This is a genomic window from Nostoc sp. UCD121 (assembly GCF_014222285.1).
Classification (GTDB): Bacteria; Cyanobacteriota; Cyanobacteriia; order Cyanobacteriales; family Nostocaceae; genus Nostoc.
This window is the reverse complement of sequence record NZ_JACKZS010000001.1, coordinates 1-19,541: the sequence shown is the minus strand read 5'-3', so window position 1 is coordinate 19,541 and position 19,541 is coordinate 1. Positions and strand designations below refer to the sequence as shown.

The 19,541-nt window shown below is 43.7% G+C and carries 18 protein-coding genes; 9 read left to right on the top strand and 9 right to left on the bottom strand.

Annotated features, from left to right (window positions below; translation table 11 throughout):
* Positions 1-249: 249 nt before the first annotated feature.
* The 3 genes from serA to GNF10_RS00080 all read left to right on the top strand — a co-directional run bounded on the left by serA (position 250) and on the right by GNF10_RS00080 (position 4,363).
* Positions 250-1,830 carry a phosphoglycerate dehydrogenase gene (serA, locus tag GNF10_RS00090; protein ID WP_114085299.1) on the top strand — a complete coding sequence of 527 codons (1,581 nt, stop codon included), beginning with the start codon at positions 250-252 and terminating at the stop codon, positions 1,828-1,830.
* Between the two features lie 102 nt (positions 1,831-1,932).
* Positions 1,933-2,853 (top strand): 50S ribosomal protein L11 methyltransferase, encoded by a 921-nt coding sequence (gene prmA, locus GNF10_RS00085; protein ID WP_185586471.1) that lies wholly within the window; start codon positions 1,933-1,935, stop codon positions 2,851-2,853.
* A 214-nt stretch (positions 2,854-3,067) separates the two neighbouring features.
* Positions 3,068-4,363 carry a hypothetical protein gene (locus tag GNF10_RS00080; protein ID WP_185607095.1) on the top strand — a complete coding sequence of 432 codons (1,296 nt, stop codon included), beginning with the start codon at positions 3,068-3,070 and terminating at the stop codon, positions 4,361-4,363.
* 107 nt (positions 4,364-4,470) lie between these two features.
* On the opposite strand, the gene GNF10_RS00075 is transcribed toward GNF10_RS00080, so the two are convergent.
* Positions 4,471-4,830 carry a hypothetical protein gene (locus GNF10_RS00075; protein ID WP_185585050.1) on the bottom strand — a complete coding sequence of 120 codons (360 nt, stop codon included), beginning with the start codon at positions 4,828-4,830 and terminating at the stop codon, positions 4,471-4,473.
* A gap of 141 nt (positions 4,831-4,971) precedes the next feature.
* Here GNF10_RS00075 and GNF10_RS38230 point away from each other — a divergent pair, with 141 nt between their 5' ends.
* Positions 4,972-5,271 (top strand): hypothetical protein, encoded by a 300-nt coding sequence (locus GNF10_RS38230; protein ID WP_260446040.1) that lies wholly within the window; start codon positions 4,972-4,974, stop codon positions 5,269-5,271.
* Positions 5,272-5,375: 104 nt separating this feature from the next.
* Here the strand turns inward: GNF10_RS38230 and GNF10_RS00065 are convergent, their stop codons facing one another.
* The 3 genes from GNF10_RS00065 to GNF10_RS00055 all read right to left on the bottom strand — a co-directional run bounded on the left by GNF10_RS00065 (position 5,376) and on the right by GNF10_RS00055 (position 7,959).
* On the bottom strand, positions 5,376-5,690 hold the full coding sequence (locus GNF10_RS00065) for a GIY-YIG nuclease family protein (protein ID WP_185585049.1): 315 nt from the start codon (positions 5,688-5,690) through the stop codon (positions 5,376-5,378).
* Between the two features lie 494 nt (positions 5,691-6,184).
* Positions 6,185-7,576, bottom strand: coding sequence for a two-component system sensor histidine kinase RppB (gene rppB / locus GNF10_RS00060; protein ID WP_185585048.1), 1,392 nt, complete (start codon positions 7,574-7,576; stop codon positions 6,185-6,187).
* On the bottom strand, positions 7,573-7,959 hold the full coding sequence (locus GNF10_RS00055) for a response regulator transcription factor (protein ID WP_260446039.1): 387 nt from the start codon (positions 7,957-7,959) through the stop codon (positions 7,573-7,575). The genes rppB and GNF10_RS00055 overlap by 4 nt, the downstream gene beginning before the upstream one ends.
* Positions 7,960-7,972: 13 nt before the next feature.
* On the opposite strand from GNF10_RS00055, the gene GNF10_RS00050 reads away from it, so the two are divergent.
* The 3 genes from GNF10_RS00050 (at position 7,973) to GNF10_RS00040 (ending at position 12,150) form a co-directional block, all read left to right on the top strand.
* Entirely contained in the window at positions 7,973-8,260 is a 288-nt protein-coding gene (locus GNF10_RS00050) for a hypothetical protein (protein ID WP_260446038.1), read from the top strand.
* A gap of 5 nt (positions 8,261-8,265) precedes the next feature.
* On the top strand, positions 8,266-11,394 hold the full coding sequence (locus GNF10_RS00045) for an efflux RND transporter permease subunit (RefSeq protein ID WP_185585047.1): 3,129 nt from the start codon (positions 8,266-8,268) through the stop codon (positions 11,392-11,394).
* Between the two features lie 309 nt (positions 11,395-11,703).
* The gene (locus tag GNF10_RS00040; protein WP_185585046.1) at positions 11,704-12,150 is read left to right on the top strand and encodes a hypothetical protein; all 447 of its coding nucleotides are present in this window, start codon (positions 11,704-11,706) and stop codon (positions 12,148-12,150) included.
* 277 nt (positions 12,151-12,427) lie between these two features.
* On the opposite strand, the gene glmS is transcribed toward GNF10_RS00040, so the two are convergent.
* From glmS to GNF10_RS00025, 3 genes are all read right to left on the bottom strand, one after another.
* Positions 12,428-14,308 carry a glutamine--fructose-6-phosphate transaminase (isomerizing) gene (gene glmS, locus GNF10_RS00035; RefSeq protein ID WP_185585045.1) on the bottom strand — a complete coding sequence of 627 codons (1,881 nt, stop codon included), beginning with the start codon at positions 14,306-14,308 and terminating at the stop codon, positions 12,428-12,430.
* A 392-nt stretch (positions 14,309-14,700) separates the two neighbouring features.
* Positions 14,701-14,946, bottom strand: a complete 246-nt coding sequence (gene psaC, locus GNF10_RS00030) for a photosystem I iron-sulfur center protein PsaC (RefSeq protein WP_012411495.1) — start codon at positions 14,944-14,946, stop codon at positions 14,701-14,703.
* Positions 14,947-15,381: 435 nt separating this feature from the next.
* Positions 15,382-16,005: a hypothetical protein gene (locus GNF10_RS00025; protein WP_185585044.1), complete on the bottom strand. Its 624-nt coding sequence runs from the start codon at positions 16,003-16,005 to the stop codon at positions 15,382-15,384.
* A gap of 552 nt (positions 16,006-16,557) precedes the next feature.
* Between GNF10_RS00025 and GNF10_RS00020 the strand changes: the two genes are divergently transcribed.
* A complete protein-coding gene (locus GNF10_RS00020) occupies positions 16,558-16,890 on the top strand; it encodes a DUF565 domain-containing protein (protein WP_185585742.1) in 333 nt (110 codons plus the stop codon).
* A gap of 44 nt (positions 16,891-16,934) precedes the next feature.
* Positions 16,935-17,987 (top strand): glycerate kinase, encoded by a 1,053-nt coding sequence (locus GNF10_RS00015; protein ID WP_185585741.1) that lies wholly within the window; start codon positions 16,935-16,937, stop codon positions 17,985-17,987.
* 303 nt (positions 17,988-18,290) lie between these two features.
* On the opposite strand, the gene GNF10_RS00010 is transcribed toward GNF10_RS00015, so the two are convergent.
* Positions 18,291-18,506, bottom strand: a complete 216-nt coding sequence (locus GNF10_RS00010; RefSeq protein ID WP_185585740.1) for a DUF2839 domain-containing protein — start codon at positions 18,504-18,506, stop codon at positions 18,291-18,293.
* Positions 18,507-18,717: 211 nt separating this feature from the next.
* Positions 18,718-19,541 (bottom strand): helicase C-terminal domain-containing protein (locus GNF10_RS00005; protein WP_369009404.1); only part of this gene is annotated, 824 nt, incomplete at its 5' end.

Below are 19,541 nucleotides of genomic sequence, written 5' to 3'. Positions count from 1 at the left end.
AAATATATAGGTGCTTAGTGCTATTAATGCTTTATATTTAGCGACAGGGTGGTGCAAACGGCCACTCATCTTTAAATACTTAGGAGGCAGTACCCACCGGGAGCAACTCACGCTTCGATACCATCAGCACGTAGCGTAAGTAAAGGTGAAGTTGATATTAAAACGAATAATTTTTGCTGAATTGCGACAGATAAAGACTAAACTAAAAAGTCTTGTGCAGCAAAACCTGTAGCTTTAAATGAAGTAATCATGTCTAAGGTTCTTGTCTCAGATTCTATTGACCAAGCTGGAATTGACATTCTTTCGCAAGTTGCTACTGTTGATGTCAAAATAGGTCTAAAACCAGCCCAACTGCTCGAAATTATTGGTGAATATGACGCACTGATGATTCGCTCTAGTACGCGGGTCACTCAAGAAATCATTGAAGCCGGCACTCAGCTAAAAATCATCGGTCGTGCTGGCGTGGGTGTGGATAATGTGGATGTTCCCGCAGCCACACGTCGGGGAATTGTAGTAGTCAATTCTCCAGAGGGAAACACAATTGCCGCCGCCGAACACGCGCTAGCAATGATTTTGGCTTTGTCTCGCCACATCCCCGATGCTAACGCTTCGGTGAAACGCGGTGCGTGGGATCGCAATAGCTTTGTCGGCGCGGAAGTCTACAAGAAAACTCTCGGCGTTGTCGGTTTGGGTAAAATTGGCTCCCATGTTGCGGCTGTAGCTAAGACAATGGGCATGAAACTCCTAGCTTATGACCCTTTTATTTCTACAGAACGAGCCGAACAAATTGGCTGTCAGTTGGTAGAGCTAGATTTACTCTTCCAGCAAGCAGACTATATCACCCTACACATCCCGAAAACCCCAGAAACTACCCACTTAATCAATGCCACAACCCTGGCAAAAATGAAACCCACAGCCCGGATTATCAACTGCGCTCGTGGTGGGATCATTGATGAAGTAGCTTTAGCAGCAGCTTTAAAAGCGGGTAAGATTGGGGGTGCAGCCCTGGATGTGTTCGAGTCAGAACCATTGGGTGAATCGGAATTGCGATCGCTAGGCAAAGAAGTTATCCTCACCCCCCACTTGGGAGCCTCTACCGCAGAAGCTCAAGTAAATGTGGCCATTGATGTTGCCGAACAAATTCGGGATGTACTTTTAGGACTACCAGCCCGTTCAGCCGTCAACATTCCTGGACTCGGCCCCGATGTGTTGGAAGAACTCAAACCCTATATGCAGCTAGCAGAAACTCTAGGTAATCTAGTAGGACAGCTAGCTGGCGGACGCGTGGAAGTACTCAATATTCGGCTGCAAGGCGCACTTGCGACAAACAAAAGTCAGCCTTTGGTAGTAGCTGCCCTCAAAGGTTTACTTTACCAAGCTTTGCGAGAACGGGTAAATTACGTCAATGCCAGCATAGAAGCCAAAGAACGCGGAATTCGGGTAATTGAAACCCGCGATGCTTCTATTAGAGACTATGCCGGAACGCTTCATCTAGAAGCTACGGGTACTTTGGGTACTCATTCTGTCACAGGTGCTTTGTTGGGTGAGCGGGAAATCCACCTGACCGATGTTGACGGTTTCCCCATTAACGTCCCACCCAGCAAATATATGCTGTTTACCCTGCACCGCGATATGCCGGGGATTATCGGCAAACTTGGTTCCTTACTGGGCAGTTTTAATGTGAATATTGCCAGTATGCAAGTAGGCCGTAAAATCGTCCGTGGTGATGCGGTAATGGCTCTGAGTATAGATGACCCTTTACCAGAGGGCATTTTGGATGAGATTATAAAAGTCCCTGGAATTCGGGACGCATATACAGTAACACTTTAAGAGTCAGGAGTCAGGAACCAGGAGTCAAAACAAATAATTCCTCCTGACTCCTGAATTCTGACTCCTGTTAGCGATAGCGGGGCGTTCAGCCCATTCTGAAAGATGGCAAACACCTGGTGGGAACTACAGATTTTATGTGAACCAGACCTAGAAGAATCGATCTTTTGGCGACTGGAAGATTTTGGCTGTCGTGGGACAGCTAGTGAAAACAAAGGAAATTCATCTTTAGTTAGGGCTTATTTATCGACAATTCAAACACAGCTACTAGATTTGGCAGCACTGTCACTGTGGCTGCGTCAAGATGCCCTTTGTGTAGGAGTTTCATCTCCCTCTCTGCAATGGCAATTAATTGATGAGGAAGATTGGGCAACTAGCTGGAAACAATATTGGCATCCGCAAGAAATCGGCGATCGCTTCCTAATTAACCCCGCGTGGCTACCATTACCAGAAACAACAGAACGGTTGGTAATTCGTCTTGACCCTGGTGTAGCATTTGGTACGGGCAACCATGCCACCACTCAGCTATGTTTGGAATCCCTAGAAATGCGACTGAGTGGAGTGTCTCAGTCATTTGTGGGTAATAGTGGCAAACATGAACATCTGGTAATTGCAGATATTGGCTGTGGTTCTGGTATCCTTTCCATTGGGGCGCTACTACTGGGAGCCGAAAAAGTCTATGCAGTAGATAATGACCCTTTAGCGGTGCAATCAACTATCAGTAATGGTCTCCTAAATGACATTGGCTCAGAACGTTTACTACCAGCACTAGGAAGTGTAGAGGTTTTGACAAAACTGCTTGAGAAACCAGTGGATGGTATAGTTTGCAATATTTTGGCTCATGTAATTATTGAGTTGGTTCCAGAAATGAGTGCGATCGCTAAACCTGAAACTTGGGCGATCTTCAGTGGTATTTTACTAGAACAATCTAAAGCTGTTGCTGACGCTTTAGAACAAAATGGTTGGGTCGTTGCTACCCTGTGGAAACGAAAAGAATGGTGTTGCTTGAATGTACGGCGTTCTTAACTGAGGCAAAACTGGGCAATACCCTGCGAGAAGCGACTTTGCGTCTAAATGAATTGCCCATAGCTGAAATCTTCATTTTCAGCTATGGTTTGCGTCAGTCTTGTAAAAAAAATGGATGATACATTTTAACAGTATTCGACTTAAGTATAAGTAATCAAGCAATCTGAAGTGACATAATATATAGATTAACCACTATTGACTTTTGAAACCAGCGATGAAAGAACGGCTGCAAATCCACAAAAAAGCTGACTCATCCGCTTCTAAGTCAGAGCAAGGTCAGCACCTTTTAACTACTCACTCTCAACTTGGCTCCAACAAGCCTATAGTACAGGCAAAAGTAGAGAATCAGAAATTTCAAGAGTATCAATTTGAGGCAACAAAACTCAAAATCCAAGCCAAGCATGGCACTATCACGCCAGACGGACAGGAACGACTCACAGTATTACAGGCAAAAATGAATGAGTCGTTGCAGCAAGGTAAGGAACACTCTTTTCAGTTTGGTCATAACATTGACAAAATGGCGATCAAACGTGCTGATACTGTATCGCTGGCACAAATGCAACCCCTTCGGGAACCAATAATACAGCCAAAACTTACTGTTGGGCAACCAGGAGATCAGTATGAGCAAGAAGCTGATAGAGTAGCTACTTCTGTAGTTAGCCAACTTAATCCACCTATTTTGCAAAACCAAGAAGGACAACAGACGACCTTACCAGGTAGCAGAAACATCCAAGCAAGCTCTGAAGAAATATTAGCAGCAAATAACTCGGCAAATAAAAAACAAAAATTTTTACAAGATTACTCACTAGCCAAAACATTAGTAAATGGTATAGACGACACATTACCAGAAGATAAAATCCTAGAACAACTATTCAAAAACTTTGGAAATATCCAATTTCAATACACAATGGTGAGTAAGAGCCAAGAAACTCTCTTAAAAGGCTCTCCAGAAGGAGATTGTCAGACATTAGCTCGTGCATTTAAAAAAGTTGCAGAAGAATATTTTGGCATCGAGAAAATAACAGTTGAAAGTATTGCCAAACCTTTTTTGAGTGAAGCTGGAGTTACACCATACCAAGGCAAAAAGCCTAATTGTGATGATGGTAAGCGGTGGTTTTTCCAAAACCATTATTGGGCTAGCTGGAACGGAAAGGTTTACGATGTTTTATTCCTCAGTCATAAGCGAACTGAAGCAGATATGGCAAAACAGATGCAACCACTTACATCTATGTTGATGCCTGAACAAGAGTACTATGAAACAGAAAAAGGAAAAGTTGTATATCCAATCGTTAATAAGTACTCAACTGTAGAAATTAGTATATTTGAGAAACTGAAAAACTTTGTGAATAATCTTGGTAGATTTTTCTCTGACAATATGAGTGCGATAATAAATAAAATTCAATCTTTATTGTCTAAAGGTGGAAACAACGCTAGTGGTTTTGATTCTTTAATGAGAGAACTAGAAAATGACAAAACTAGTACTGTGGTCTCAAATAATCAAAATCAATAATTATAGACTTTGATGGGATCGTTAATTGAATGCGATCGCAGTAAAAGACGCGATTCATCGCGTCTCTACAAATGGTCTATTTGTCGCTTTCTTTTTTCCAATTGGTATTACTTTGGCAAAACCACACTTTGACGCACAACCCGCTTACGATCGCTTTTCCGAGTACCTCCAGCCATCTGATACTCATGGCTATTGTTACCAAATTTATAAGCAATCCCACTTAAGATTTTTTCAGAATAGTCTGCTAAATCTTGTTCATTTTCAATGATTTGGGTTCGTAAGACATCAATAGTAGAGAGAGTGGTGTTGTATGCTTCTAGAGATTTTCTCAGGCTGGCAATTTTTTCAGTATAATCTTTGACTGTTAATCCCTCTCCAACATCAAGAGTTGGACTAATAGATTTAATGCTTGCTAAACGTACTTCAGCTTTGCCAAGAGTACGTGAGTTGCGTTTTAGTCTCGCCATATTTAATACTCATTTTCCAATTTACTGATAACTCTATAGTGGACAATTTTGTAAAAGGTTGTCATACGTAAAATTGTTGATTTTTGAGAAAAAGCCTCAGTCAAAGCAGAAGTTACTACAGGGTACGCGAAACACGGAAATGTGAAGACGGAAGTTGCTGCAACGATCGCGGAAGTTGCTACAGGGTACGCGAAACACGGAAATGTGAAGATGGAAGTTGCTGCAAGGAAGGCAAAAGCTGCTACAGGGTACGCAAAACACGGAAATGTGAAGACGGAAATTGCTACAGAGTGCGCGAAACACGGAAACGTGAAGGCGGAAGCTGCTGCAAGGAAGGCAAAAGCTGCTACAAGGAAGGTAAAACAGAGAAAATTTGATCTGCTCCCTTCGACTCCGCTCAGGGAGCGTTATTGTGATAAGTTGAGCCAAGCGTTCTTGTGATGATTGAGCGAAGTCGAAAAGTACTCTGAACAAAATCGAAAAGTCCCCTGAGCGAAGTCGAAAAGTCCCCTGAGCAAAGTCGAAGGGTGTCCTGAGCGAAGTCTTTAAGTGTCAAATCTAGCCAATTTATTGTAATGAGTTTCATTTTGACATTCGGCTAAATTATGCAACAAATTTGTATCTCCTGAAATCAGAGCTTGCTTCTTTTTTCGACTCCAACCTTGCACTTGCTTCTCACGCTCAAAAGCATCCACTACAGACTTATAATACTCGCAGAAGACTAGCTTCACAGGCAACCGTTTTGCCGTGTGCTTTGCGCCCTCACCTTGTTGATGTTGCCACAGCCGCCGCTCAAGATCCGTTGTACTACCTGTGTAGTAACTACCATCAGCACATTCAAGAATGTAGATATAAGCCATAAGTTGATTTGCGCGATCGCTTTAGTGTTCCCTGAGCGAAGTCGAAGGGAACACTCCGCTTAGAGAACACTCCCCTACTGAATTTCTATAATTCTTGTAAAACTTGAACAGCAGCCAATCTGAGTTCAGCAAATATAAGTAATGTAGATATAAGCCATAAGCTAATTTATGCGATCGCTTTCTCCTTATAAAGAACGTTCCCTGAGCCAAAAGAGCGCTCCCTGAGCAAAGAACGCTCCCTCACACAAAAATGCTCCCTGAGCGGAGTCGAAGGGAGTCGAAGGGAGCAGCCGCAAATACCAGTGAAGCAATCGCCTGTTCTCACAAGCTCCCTGAGCAAAACGTTCCCTAAACAAAACGTTCCCTGAGCGGAGTCGTTCGCGTAGCGTCCCGCAGGGAAGGGAACACTCTAGTAGAAGGGAACATTCTAATTGCTTTTAGTACAAATGCGATCGCAGAGAGCGCGATCGCTCACATTGGAATTTGAAAATAACTCAAACCAATACAATTTTTACTTCTAGCGTGAAAATGCTACCTATTCCCGCTTGACTTTCAACTCTCAAATTCGCTTGATGTTTTTGGGCGATCGCCACAGCTATAGCTAACCCTAACCCTGTACCTCCGGTTTTACGAGAGCGTAGGCGCAGCCCGCCGTAGGCATCGCCATCAACACGGTAAAAGCGATCAAAAATTCGCTTTTGTTCAGCAAGCTCAATCCCAATTCCCGTATCTTTCACAGCAAGAACAGCAGTGTAATCACTCTTGACTAAGCTAACAGTTACATATCCCCCTCTGGGCGTGTACTGGATGGCATTGGCAATCAAATTTGACACTAAACGGTAAAGTTGCGATTCATTACCTAGAGCATAAATCTCGCAAGTGGGAATTTGGCAGGTTAAGTTAATATCAGCAGCAGTGGCCATCTCTAAAAATTCTTCGGTCAAATCGCTCACCAAATCATTTAAGCAACAGGGCTGAAAAGGTTTTGCACCTGAATTTTGCTCAAGACTGGTCAACAAGAGTAAGTCTGCGATCAAATGGCTCAACCTTCGCCCCTGCCGCTCAACAGTATGGAGCATCATTTGGATATCTTGCTGATTTGATTGCTGTATGCGGAGGATAGCTTCTACAGTTGCCAAGAGACTAGCAAGGGGCGATCGCAGTTCATGAGCAGCATTAGCAGTAAACTGTTGCTGTTGCTGATAGGACTGGTAAATCGGCTGCATGGCTAATCCTGAGAGCCACCAACTGGAAATAGTGACCAAGCTCAGGGTAATAGGCAACCCAATCGCCATAATCCATTGAATTCGCCTGATTTCGGCATCAAAATGTTCTAAGGTGCGCCCAATTTGCAAATAGCCCCAGGATGAATCAGCATTGGCTTCATTAGCTAAAGTATGGGTATTGGCACTATGCAAAATCGTGGTGAATTGGTGATAGCGAATACCGTTAGCCGTGCGAAAGGTTTGCCATGAAGTGCGGTTGAGAGTTGGCGGCAGAGATAGCGGTTGATTGGGTGAAAAAGCTAGGAGTTTCCCTTGATGATTGAATAGACGAATATAATATGTGGTGCGATCGCTGATGCCGATGGTGTGCCTTTGAATCAGCGTCGGCGTAGCCTTGCAGGGTTGTCCACTTAAACAAAGATCAGGAAAAATTTGTTGCAGCACAGCAGTCGGTTCTTCGGAAGGCGGTAACAGTGGTTCGACGCTATCGTGTAAAGTTCCAGCAATTGATTCAATTTCGCGCTCCATTGCTGCCCAGTTTGTCTGAACCATTGCTCGATACATCCCCAAGCCAGAAACACTCAAAATCACGCCCATAACTCCGGCATACCAGAGGGCTAACCGCAGACGACTGCGCCGAAAAAGTGAGTAGCTATTCATGGTTGAGAATGAAGTTGGGAGTTAAAGCGATAGCCAGCACCTGGAACAGTTTCAATCGGGCAGGGACAGCCATGATTTGCTAACTTGCGACGTAGTAAGCGCATTTGCGCCGCAACTACATTACTAATCGGTTCTTCATCCATGTCCCAAAGTTGTTGACGCAATTTGCTACCGGGAATGATGCGATTGGGGTTCTGCATCAAATACATGAGTAGCTGAAATTCTTTGGTGGTTAAGGGAATGACTAGGGGTGTAGATCCATCTGAATTTACTCGTAGGACATTGTTTGCTGTATCCAGAGTAAAACCTGCAACAGTCAGCGTGGATGGTTGTAGTTGAGGCGATCGCCTTACCAAAGGATTGTCGGTTGGGGAAAAGCTCATTACCCAAGGTAGTTTGTCGCTCTATGCCGAATCGCGTAAAACCCAAACCGCCGATACAGCACCCAGTCCAGCCGCGATCGCTACTCCTAAAACTGATACAGCCCATGCTCAGGCAGATGCTAAAGGAATACCTCATAGCCATGATACTAGCGGTAATCTCGTCTCACAGGCTGGTGAAACAACTCAGCAATCGGGCGGATTGCCGATGGGTATCTTAGCAGGAGTTGGTGGTGGAGTTGTGCTTGTGGGCGGAGCGATCGCTATTATTGCTGGCAATCGCAAGAACAAGGGAGGAGTTTAATTGAGATGTTGAACTCCATTCTGAATCAGATTCTCAAAAACTCAATTGCCCAGCGTTGGCTTATTGTTACTTGTGCGATTTTAGTGACGCTGTGGGGAGTATTCACTGTCACACAGATGCCACTGGACGTTTTTCCCGAATTTGCTCCCCCCCAAGTAGATATTCAAACCGAAGTTTCAGGACTAGCTCCAGAGGAAGTGGAATCACAAATTACCGTGCCAATTGAAAGCGCGGTGAATGGTTTGCCGGGGGTGACTACGGTGCGTTCTTCCTCCAAAGTTGGGCTGTCAATGGTGCAGGTGGTGTTTGACCAGGATGCCGACATTTATAAAGCCCGGCAATCGGTAACAGAACGACTCCAGCAGGTGACAAATCAGTTACCTGAAGGGGTGCATCCGCCGGAAATTTCACCGTTAGCATCGCCGTTGGGTACGATTTTACAGTATGCCTTTACGGTGAATGGGCAGGGGAAAACCTCGCTAATGGATTTGCGCCGTCTGGTGGATACTACCCTGAGCAACCAAATTTTGTCTGTGCCAGGAGTCACCCAAGTTACGATCTACGGCGGTGATGAACGACAGGAACAGGTGCTAGTTGATCCAGAGAAATTGCGATCGCTCAATGTTTCCCTGACCGAAGTGACCAATGCTGCCAGAGGCGCAAATTCCAACGCTCCTGGTGGATTCTTAATTGGCGGCGGTCAAGAACTGTTAGTACGCGGTATTGGGCAGGTGAAATCAGTTGCAGATTTGCAGCAATCTGTGGTAAAGGTGCAAGATGGTAAACCGATTTTGCTCAAAGATGTAGCGGAAGTAAAAACGGGTGCAGCACTAAAGCGAGGGGATGCTAGTTTTAATGGGCAGCCGGCTGTGGTGATGATGATTAACAAACAGCCTGATGTTGATACTCCCACGGTGACAAAAGCAGTAGAAGTGGTGCTGCAATCCTTGCAACCAAGCTTTCCCCCTGATGTGCAAGTGGCGCGGACGTTCCGGCAGTCTAACTTTATTGATACTGCTATTGGTAATGTTAGTAGTTCTCTGATCCAAGGCATCATCATCGTGACGGTGATTATGCTGTTATTTCTAATGAATTGGCGCACCGCCGTAATTACTTTAAGTGCAATTCCTCTGTCACTGTTGATTGGCTTAATGTTCATGAAAGCTTTTGACTTGGGCATTAACACCATGACCTTGGGCGGTTTAGTCGTAGCCATTGGCTCAGTTGTGGATGACTCAATCGTGGACATGGAGAACTGCTATCGCGGACTCCGAACTAATCAGGCACAGGGCAACCCGAAGCATCCCTCCGAGGTGGTGTATGACACTTCAGTGGAAGTGCGATTAGCCGTGATTTTTTCCACGGTGATCATCGTAGTCGTGTTTGCACCAATTTTTAGTTTGACAGGTGTTGAGGGCAACATTTTTGCACCAATGGGTTGGGCGTATTTGCTTTCAATCTGTGCGTCTACTTTGGTGGCCATGACCCTTTCGCCTGCCCTCTGTGCAATTCTGCTGGCAAACCAAACCCTACCGCAAGAAGGTACATTCATTTCGCGTTGGGCAGAACGGTTGTATCGTCCATTGCTAAATCTATCGCTGCGATGGCCTCAAATTATTTTGGGTGTAGCACTTGCAGCCTTGGTTGCTGCTTTTGCCATCGTTCCCTCCTTGGGACGGGTGTTTCTCCCCGAATTTCAGGAGAAATCATTGGTCAATTCAATGGTTTTATTTCCGGGTGTTTCGCTGGATATGACCAATCGGGCTGGGATAGCGTTATCTAATACGCTCAAAGATAATCCTCTATATGAATGGGTGCAATTGCGGGTAGGACGCGCTCCAGGAGATGCAGATGGGGCTGGAGTCAGTATGGCTCATGTGGATGTAGAACTGAGCGATCGCGCCCTCCAAGACCGCGAAGCCAGCATCAAACAATTGCGTGAGGCATTCACTAAATTACCCGGTGTTGCTCCCAACATTGGCGGGTTTATTTCCCACCGCATGGATGAAGTGCTGTCGGGGGTCAGAAGTGCGATCGCTGTAAAAATCTTTGGCCCGGATTTAATCGAACTGCGAAAGATTGGTGAACAAGTGCGAGATGTGATTCAGCCCATCGCTGGGGTTGTAGACTTGCAGCTTGAACCCCAACTACCCATTCGTCAGGTACAAATTCAATACAATCGTGCGGCAGCCGCTACCTATGGATTAAGTATGGAGCAGTTATCCAACGTGGTGGAAACTGCCCTGAATGGTCGTGTAGTGTCGCAAGTAGCAGAAAATCAGCAGCTTATTGATATTTCTATATCCTTGACGGAGAAAGCCCGCAATAGTTTAGATGCCATTCGCGCTATTCCTCTGATTACTCCAACTGGGCAAACCATCCAACTGGGTGCTGTAGCCAAAGTAGACTACGGTATGGGAGCGAATGTTGTAAATCGGGAAGATGTGTCACGGCTGATTGTCGTTTCGGCAAACGTTGCCGAGCGCGATTTGGGCAGTGTTGTCGGCGATATTCAATCCCAAATTCAACAGAAAATCAAACTCCCTAATGGCTACTTCATCCAGTACGGTGGACAGTTTGAGTCAGAGCAGCGTGCTACTAATAACCTACTGGTATTTAGTATCTTGGCAGCGATCTTGATTGCCGTGTTGATGTTCTTCTCCGTTAAATCCCTTTCCGCCACGATCACCATCATGCTCAATCTGCCTTTGGCTTTGGTGGGTGGTATTATCTCCATTGCCTTGAGTGGCGGTGTGATTTCGATCGCTTCTCTAATCGGTTTCATTACCCTATTTGGTGTTGCTGTCCGCAATGGCTTGTTGCTGGTAGACAATTACAACAATAAGTTTGCTCAGGGAATGCTCCTCAAAGATGTAATTATCAACGGTTCTCTAGAACGAGTGAACGCCATTCTGATGACTGCACTCACTTCTGCGCTAGGGATGCTGCCTTTGGCGATCGCCAGTGGAGCTGGAAATGAAATTCTGCAACCCTTAGCAATTGTAGTTTTGGGCGGTTTATTTACTTCTACAGCTTTGACTTTATTAGTTATTCCGGCTCTCTACGCCAAATTTGGCAAACAGTTAATGCCTCAACAGAAACCTGTTTTGATTAACCAAACATGGTCAAACTAATAAAGCACCCTAAGTTGCTCAAAGTTTGCAACCGGGTTTGACTAGTGCAGAAATTGATGGGTTGACCGCAAAGTTTTCGTGGGTATTGCCAGAGGAAGTTTATAAACACAAATTAGTAGCATCAGTGCATGAGCGTGAGTCGCACGCCCCTGGTAAAGCCTCGCTAGCTCTAAGTTCTCTAGACGTTATAAACAAACTCTGGTAAAATGCCCATTATTATTTTTATTTATTGAGATATCAACTATATTTATATAGAAATTACTCAGTAATAATTTAAAGGTGTGAGCAGTCACAAAATTTTTTAAATAAATGAACAAATTTCTCCTCACTTTATTTTCTAGCCCTGCACTGTTTGCGTCTGTGATCTCTATAGTCATGATGACTCAACCATCTCAAGCAAATCAGACAGTGGATGCAGCAGGCAACCGTCTTTCTTGCATACAATCCCCCCACTCAGCAACGAAGAAAATGGTCTGCATAAGGGTTAGCAATACTATTGCTTCTGCATCTACATCAAGAGTGAAACCAGCCCAAGCTCAACAAAATGAGGATAGAGCTATAGAGTTTACCGCTCCCGAAGCCCAACTAGAGCAGGGTAGTGCTGTAGAGTTAGCCTATGCCTCTATCCAAGAGCTTCCTGAGTTAGAATTCACTGATGAAGAGAGTGAAACTTCCATAGCTTTATTCGGCTGCGATTGCCCGCCCTGCTTAAATGCTCTGCGTCAGATGCGGGGTTTGCCTGGTTTGGCAGGCTAGATTAAATTCAATGGTCATAGATTGAATATCATCAATTTGTACTAGGTTTAAATCAGATGATATGCTAAAAAAATTCTCTGGCAGGGCTTTGTAAACCAGGTGTAGTATGAAACGATCGCATTTGGATAATTTTACCCTTTATTGCAAATCCAGCGAATACTTACTTAAGTATTAATAAATATATTATACTTATAACAATTGCCATAAAAATGGCTTCTGCAAGCCATAGAAGTTCTTCAGAAGCCATTATTCATTAATGATTATGTATAGAATTATACTATTCTACGGTAACACTTTTAGCAAGGTTACGAGGCTGATCGACATCCAAACCGCGACGGGCGGCAATGTGATAAGCCAATAGTTGCAAAGGAACTACTGTCAGAATTGGAGAAAGTAACTCTTCTACATGAGAGATGGGAAGAAGATCATTAAAGATTTCCGCAGCTTCGCCATCGTTGACGGGAGTCACGCCAATTAACCGAGAATCTCTGGCTTTGGCTTCTTGGGCATTAGAAATAACTTTTTCGTACACACTACCAGGGATTGCGATCGCAACTACTGGTACTTTCGCATCTAAAAGTGCGATCGGGCCATGCTTCATCTCTCCAGCCGGATACCCTTCTGCGTGAATATAGCTGATTTCTTTTAATTTCAACGCCCCTTCTAAAGCAATGGGGAAGTTGATTCCTCTTCCTATAAAAATGAAATCTTGGGTTTCGGCGAATTCGTGGGCTAGCTGTTCAGTTAAACGTTCCTGACTTTCCAAAGTTGCCTCAATTTCTTTAGGAATCTGCCGCAACCCGTTAATAATTTTATCTAATGTGTCTTTTGAAACAGTCTGACGACGCGCTGCTAAATCCAATGCCAAAGCATAAAAGGCCATCAGTTGAGCGGTAAAAGTTTTTGTCGCCGCCACCCCAATTTCAATTCCTGCTAAGGTACTGATAACGTGGGGTACTAAATGACCAAGGCTACTTTCGGGGCGATTAGTAATACCCAGTAGTCGCGCTTGATATTTAGGTTCTCTATTTTGGCGACGTTCTTTTTCCATCGCTAAAGCTGCTAAGGTATCGGCAGTTTCGCCTGATTGGGTAACACCGATAATCAACGTGTTAGCCGTCATGGGTGATGGTGCATAGCGATACTCAGAAGCGTAATGTACCTGAGTAGAAATTCCTGCTAATTGTTCGAGTAAATATTTTCCGATTAATGCTGCGTGCCAACTTGTACCGCAGGCGAGGATCTGAATTTGTTCTAAATCGGTGTATAAATCCGCAGGTAAGCCAAGATTGATTGGTGATTCGGTAGATTCGGCTGGATTGAAGTAAGCGTCTAAACTAGCTCTTACTACCCCTGGTTGCTCATGGATTTCTTTGAGCATGAAGTGTTTGAATCCCTGCTTTTCTACCAATGCAGGATTGAAGTTGAGCAAGCGGGGTTGTTTTTTCAACCTGTCGCCAGCAAAATTGTAAATCTCAACCCCCAAAGGTGTGAGACGGGCAATTTCGCCATTTTCTAAAGGTAGCACCGCACGGGTGTAAGCAACGATCGCAGGCGTGTCAGATGCACAAAAGAATTCCCCTTGCCCAAAACCAATTACCAAAGGCGCTTGTTGGCGAACAACAATCAATTCATCGGGGTAGTCAGCAGAAATAACTGCGATCGCAAACGCCCCGTGTAAGTGGTTAACAGCTTGGCGAATTGCCTCCAAGAAGGGAGATGAGGAAGATGAGGGGGGAATATTCTTTAAAAATTCGGCTATGAGATGGGGAATTACTTCTGTATCGGTTTCAGAAACAAACTTGTGACCTTTTGCTTTAAGTTCTTCGCGTAAGTCGCGGTAATTTTCGATAATGCCATTTTGCACCACCGCCACTCGCTTTGCCGTATCTAAATGGGGATGGGCGTTGTATTCTTCTGGTTTACCATGAGTTGCCCAACGAGTGTGACCAATACCAATCTGCGCGGGGGTTTCTATTTGTTCTAGTTTAGAACGTAGGTTATGGAGTTTGCCCTTTGCCCGCACACAATTAACTTCACCTTCCCAAACAGTGGCGATTCCAGCAGAATCGTAGCCCCTGTACTCTAGTTTTTCCAGCCCAGCCAGTAAAATGTCTGTCGCCGCTTGAGTGCCTATATATCCAACGATTCCGCACATTGTTCACACCGCTTTTTTTCAGGATAATTAAATCCAGTATAGTGTTTAGCACAAACTCGACGTTTTGCAAAGAAAAAAGGGAGTAATATTACTCCCTCTACCACTAGGTATTGCTATGGATTTTGGGCTTTTAAAGCAGATTCACAGTCAGCTTTTGACCTGACAGTACAAATACGCTTCTAGGATTTAAGTACCCAGAGATTTTTATCCCCAATCTAAAATTAAAATTTCGTAAAGCAGGTAGTGTCCACTCTACGATGCTAAAGGTGCTTGATATTGACACACTTCAAAGTCTTAAGTTCCGAGTTCCGAGTTCTGAGTGAAGAATCAAGAAATTAGCTTTTTTGATTTACTTCTTTTTGTCTCAGCACTCAGCACTCGGCACCAGCTTTTTAGTAAGCCAGACCCATACTGCGAGTTGTTTCAGCGCCCAGGTAAACCCGGATGCTCAAAAAGTCGGTGGGACAAGCGGTTTCGCAGCGCTTACAGCCCACGCAGTCTTCTGTACGGGGTGAAGAGGCAATTTGAGCAGCTTTACAGCCATCCCAAGGAACCATCTCAAGTACATCAGTAGGGCAAGCGCGGACGCATTGGGTGCAGCCAATGCAGGTATCGTAGATTTTTACGGTGTGAGACATTGAAAAAACCGCTCCTTTCGAGTGTTCTTCTCTGCGAAAGAATCATAATCAACGCATAGTTTACCGCAGTGTTTGATAGGCCGTAATCAAAAGGCTACATAACTTCAAACAATGTAATGAGCACGCTTAATAAGTCGTTTTTCCGAGATTGCCCTGATTGCTCTATTTATTAGCAACATCAGATGAGCGTATTTACTCTAGCCCTATACCATAATGGGGTTTAATAGTAAAAGTAAATTAAACAAAAGTCAATCTACAAGACTAAATGCAGAAGTTATCTATGGTAACTATTTAGCAATCCTCATACCGATTCTATGTAAAGCTGTACTTGATTAGCGTAGGAACAATACATAAATTGCCCCTACAGCTTCTAGGTTTTCATAACTCTTAATAAGCACATTTTCAAACAAAAGATTCAATTCTGATTGCTATAGATTATGGACTCAGCACTAGTTGCCATTCTCTGCTTTGCGAATTCCATTTAGGTAATTGAGTTTCACCGACAACATAGGGGCCCCAATAACGACGGGAGCCATCTTGTGCGAAGGCAACTAAAATATCTCCCTTTTCCAGCTTTAAATTATTCTGAGGTAGGGATAGAACCAATCCCTTCTCACTACCTTCTTGGGGGGCAAAATCCCAATGTGCTGGTACATCGTAGTTAGCCTGTTTAGTACCAGAGCCTTTTGCTACCGACTCTCGCGCCAGTAGAGCCAGGCGTACAGGTTGATTGGTTTGATTACTCATCCGCAAAGTCCCTTGATTCTTAGCTTTGCTTGCTGATTTATCACGCTCTGCTAAGACAGGATAAGTATTCTCTTTACTACTATGTTCTACTTTATTGGTTGGAGTAGATAGATTAACGGAAATGCCTTTTTCAGATGAAAGAGGTTTAGAGGAAGTTATTTCCCACTCTTGAGTTTCACTTGGAAGTTGTGAAGATGTATCTGGGTTTGCGGACTCAAAGGATACACTCACTCCAAAGCATCCCACCAGAGCAACAAGCAGTCCCAAGCAACAAGCTGTAACACCGACGTTACGATACACTAAAGATTTCATATTGATAGTTTTTAGAAATAAATATTTTGTCTAGGCTTGACCAAATAGTAGCCTATTATCACGAAAGACAATTATGAAAAGTAGCTTAAGATAGATTTTATTCAGATTAAGCACATCAATGTATTATAAGTATCATTTTGATTAGAAAATATTTGGAGAAAATTATTTCATTGATGTCCGAAACACAACAGTTCCAGACACTAATTACTTTGTGTATTGACCGTAAGCTTGGATAAAAACAAGAAAATTAGATACCAAACTAGCCAATGTATTTGTATAGAAAAATAAAAATATTGTGAGAATACTACCAGAGACAACAAAGTGTCTTTTGCCAGCCCAGATGATAAATATATTTCATCTTGGGTTAGAACAAGCAGCCTTGAAAGCGCTTGTACTTCCTTAAAGATGATAAAATATGGAAATTTCAATCAACGCTGGAAACCCAGCATATATCTATAATATTAACAAATAAGCTTAGGCTACAATCAACATATTCTTTAATAATATAAAGATATTTCAAGATATCTTGACTTTTTCCCAGAAGTCTATCTGATGCAAAACACTCGTCTGAATAACTTGTTGGATGCCATTGCTACACGCTTAGGGCAATGGTTTTTAAATCCTTGGCGGCGATTATCGTTGCTGATAATTAGTTTTTTGTTTGGTTTTTTTCTGGGAAACGCAGCTTCCACTACAGCTGGTCAGCGGGCAGAATTAGATATTGTAGTAGCTGGTTTTTTAGTAGTGTTAACGGAAGTTACCAGTAGGATATTTTACAGTCAGAGCTTTTTTACTAGGCGATCGCTCTTCGTAGACTCACTAAATCTCCTCAAAGTTGGTTTTACCTACAGCCTGTTTCTCGAAGCCTTTAAGTTGGGATCGTGAGAATGGGCAGGGGGACAGGGGACAGAGGGGCATAAGGGGAAATTATGAGTTTGTGGTTGGGTGAAATTTTAATTTCAGAAACTGTAAGTGAAACTTGGCAGAAGCAAGCAAGAGAAGCAGCACTAGCAGATAGGTTAAGGGCAAAAGCTTTTGGGATCGCGCCGGAAAATGTCGATGAAGCGATCGCTTTTCGATCGCATTTACTAAAATCTGTCTTCCCAGGTTTTAGCCAATTCTGCCAAACTACCCTCCAAATCGAACCCAAGAAAATGTTACAAGTACTGTGGGACTTGTGGCTGCCTTTGGGGATCAAACTAGCATCGCAGCGCCAACAGTTGGAACGCCCTCTGATTCAGGGAATATTAGGAGGACAAGGCACTGGTAAAACTACAATGTCTAAGGTTCTCAGTTTGATTTTGAATCAGTTGGGATACCGGACTCTGAGTTTATCTTTGGATGACTTATATAAAACTTACAGCGATCGCTTGGTCTTAACACAGCAAGATCCCCGCTTGATTTGGCGCGGCCCACCAGGAACCCACGATGTAGATTTAGGCTTAGATGTACTAGATCAGATTCGTCAGTCGCAAAGTTCAGTTATGGTTCCCCGCTTTGATAAATCTGCATACAAAGGCGCTGGCGATCGCACTACTTCAGAAATGGTTACAGGTATAGATATTGTACTATTTGAAGGTTGGTTTGTGGGTGTACGACCAATTAACCCACATGTATTTGATACTGCACCACCGCCAATTGTCACAAATGAAGATAGAGCATTTGCTCGTGATATGAATCTTCGCCTCCACGATTATTTACCACTGTGGGATCGATTGGACGGCTTAATTGTGCTATATCCAACCGATTATCGCTGTTCTTTGGAGTGGCGCAAACAGGCAGAACAGCAAATGATCGCTGCGGGTAAGTCGGGAATGAGCAATGCAGAGATAGAAGAATTTGTCAATTATTTTTGGCGATCGCTTCACCCGGAATTATTTATCAAGCCGTTGGTAAAAGATGCAACAGCAGTTGATCTAGTGGTTGAAATTCATGCTGATCATAGCTTTGGTGAAGTTTATTGCGATCGGGCTAATTCGTAATGGGCTACGCCCCGCTACGCTAACGTAATTCGTAATATTATGTGCGGGTAATAGTTATGATTCCCAAAGTCATGTATTCCTCATGCTAGTTGCTCACTTGGGCAAACGCCTTATTGCTAGCCTCTGCATTTGGGGAAAGATCGCGCTAGCTCCTTTTAATGCCCTCCTTGCTTGCGGGTTATCCATTACGCGGATCTTTATCAACAAAACCCAACTCACTTAAACATAAGACTAATGGATAGCCCACAAGGAAAGGGGAGTAAGATTCAAGGTTTCTTGGAGCGAGAAAATTAACAGCAGAATTTAGTAGACTACTTCCCACCAACCGAATGCTGGGCCGATAAAACGAATAGTTGCCCATCCTACAACCATAAGACCAATACCTATCCAGGCACCACGACTTGTCAAACTAACAAATTGTTCGGCTTGAGTTTTTGTGATGGGAACCCAAGGCAAGATGCGAGTCTCTTGACCGTATGTTTCCCCTTGTGTAGTTTTACGACGCTTTGCTTCACCCATAATCAGCAACTCAAATTTTACTTAGGTTCTAAATTTATCTTGCCAGGAATCATGGCTATAGAGAGGTAATGAATCGCATTACCTTCATAAAATGTAAATTGGAATTGGACAAAATAGTTCCAAGTCCTGATTTCTGAGTAAAAAAGTAAGATTCCTTACCCAGTACGGGCTAAACAGCCCGCTAACGCTAACAGCACTCATGAGAATGACCTTAAGCAGAATTTTCCTCATCGGTATTAGAAAACAAACTTGGATCGAGATAGTTAATGCGGGCGAGAGGACTTAAGGCGGTGAGAATTTGAGCGCCGTAGCTACGATTAACTACACGACTATCAAGTAAAGCAACAATGCCTTGACTTTCTCGGACTGGCGCGATCGCTCTTTGTAATTCATTCAAGGCTGCTGGCAATAAATATAAACGAAACCAATCTTGATGCGATCGCTTATAAAGAGCTACCCTACCAGCTACAAGCGGATTTTCTAAAGACGGTAAAGGTAAAGTAGCAATAATTAACAGATGGGGTGCTGGCAAAACTCGTTGATGTTCTCGCCAAAATTCCCAACCGCTAATCAAAATACCATTTTCATCTAAACAAGTTTTTTCTACCTGCACCCGCGAACCAAATTCTGAAGCCAAAATTGTCGCCACTTGAGCCTTGAGTGGAACATCTCCCACCAAAACAACTGTTAATCCTGGTGCTGTAGCACTTAGACAAACCAGTGTGCGGACTTTGTGAATAAATGCCGCTTGAAATTCTGGCGTGTTAGGTAGAGGTAATTTATAGGGTACATACAGTTGAATTGCTTCCGCTTGACTCTCCGAGGAGAATTTCAGGCAAGTTAAATCGTCCAAACCAACGCGCTGTCGAAAAAGAGGAGCCTCAGTTTCCGGTTCTATGGCACTGCCAATTAAAACTACTGGTTGTCGCTGCCACAAGGGTGAGAGGATTTCCCTTAATTCCATTGGGGCATAGTGCAAAGAAAATAAACCTTGCCTATGGGCAATAGTCGCCCAGAAGAGGGGAGGGGGAGCAG

Excerpts from the sequence above, each read along its gene's own strand:
- rppB (WP_185585048.1), bottom strand. The coding sequence starts at position 7,576 with ATGAATAGCTACTCACTTTTTCGGCGCAGTCGTCTGCGGTTAGCCCTC.
- GNF10_RS00055 (WP_260446039.1), bottom strand. The coding sequence starts at position 7,959 with ATGAGCTTTTCCCCAACCGACAATCCTTTGGTAAGGCGATCGCCTCAA.
- GNF10_RS00020 (WP_185585742.1), top strand. The coding sequence starts at position 16,558 with ATGCAAAACACTCGTCTGAATAACTTGTTGGATGCCATTGCTACACGC.
- serA (WP_114085299.1), top strand. The coding sequence starts at position 250 with ATGTCTAAGGTTCTTGTCTCAGATTCTATTGACCAAGCTGGAATTGAC.
- GNF10_RS00025 (WP_185585044.1), bottom strand. The coding sequence starts at position 16,005 with ATGAAATCTTTAGTGTATCGTAACGTCGGTGTTACAGCTTGTTGCTTG.
- psaC (WP_012411495.1), bottom strand. The coding sequence starts at position 14,946 with ATGTCTCACACCGTAAAAATCTACGATACCTGCATTGGCTGCACCCAA.
- GNF10_RS00080 (WP_185607095.1), top strand. The coding sequence starts at position 3,068 with ATGAAAGAACGGCTGCAAATCCACAAAAAAGCTGACTCATCCGCTTCT.
- GNF10_RS00065 (WP_185585049.1), bottom strand. The coding sequence starts at position 5,690 with ATGGCTTATATCTACATTCTTGAATGTGCTGATGGTAGTTACTACACA.
- GNF10_RS00040 (WP_185585046.1), top strand. The coding sequence starts at position 11,704 with ATGAACAAATTTCTCCTCACTTTATTTTCTAGCCCTGCACTGTTTGCG.
- glmS (WP_185585045.1), bottom strand. The coding sequence starts at position 14,308 with ATGTGCGGAATCGTTGGATATATAGGCACTCAAGCGGCGACAGACATT.
- GNF10_RS00075 (WP_185585050.1), bottom strand. The coding sequence starts at position 4,830 with ATGGCGAGACTAAAACGCAACTCACGTACTCTTGGCAAAGCTGAAGTA.
- GNF10_RS00010 (WP_185585740.1), bottom strand. The coding sequence starts at position 18,506 with ATGGGTGAAGCAAAGCGTCGTAAAACTACACAAGGGGAAACATACGGT.
- GNF10_RS00015 (WP_185585741.1), top strand. The coding sequence starts at position 16,935 with ATGAGTTTGTGGTTGGGTGAAATTTTAATTTCAGAAACTGTAAGTGAA.
- GNF10_RS00045 (WP_185585047.1), top strand. The coding sequence starts at position 8,266 with ATGTTGAACTCCATTCTGAATCAGATTCTCAAAAACTCAATTGCCCAG.
- prmA (WP_185586471.1), top strand. The coding sequence starts at position 1,933 with ATGGCAAACACCTGGTGGGAACTACAGATTTTATGTGAACCAGACCTA.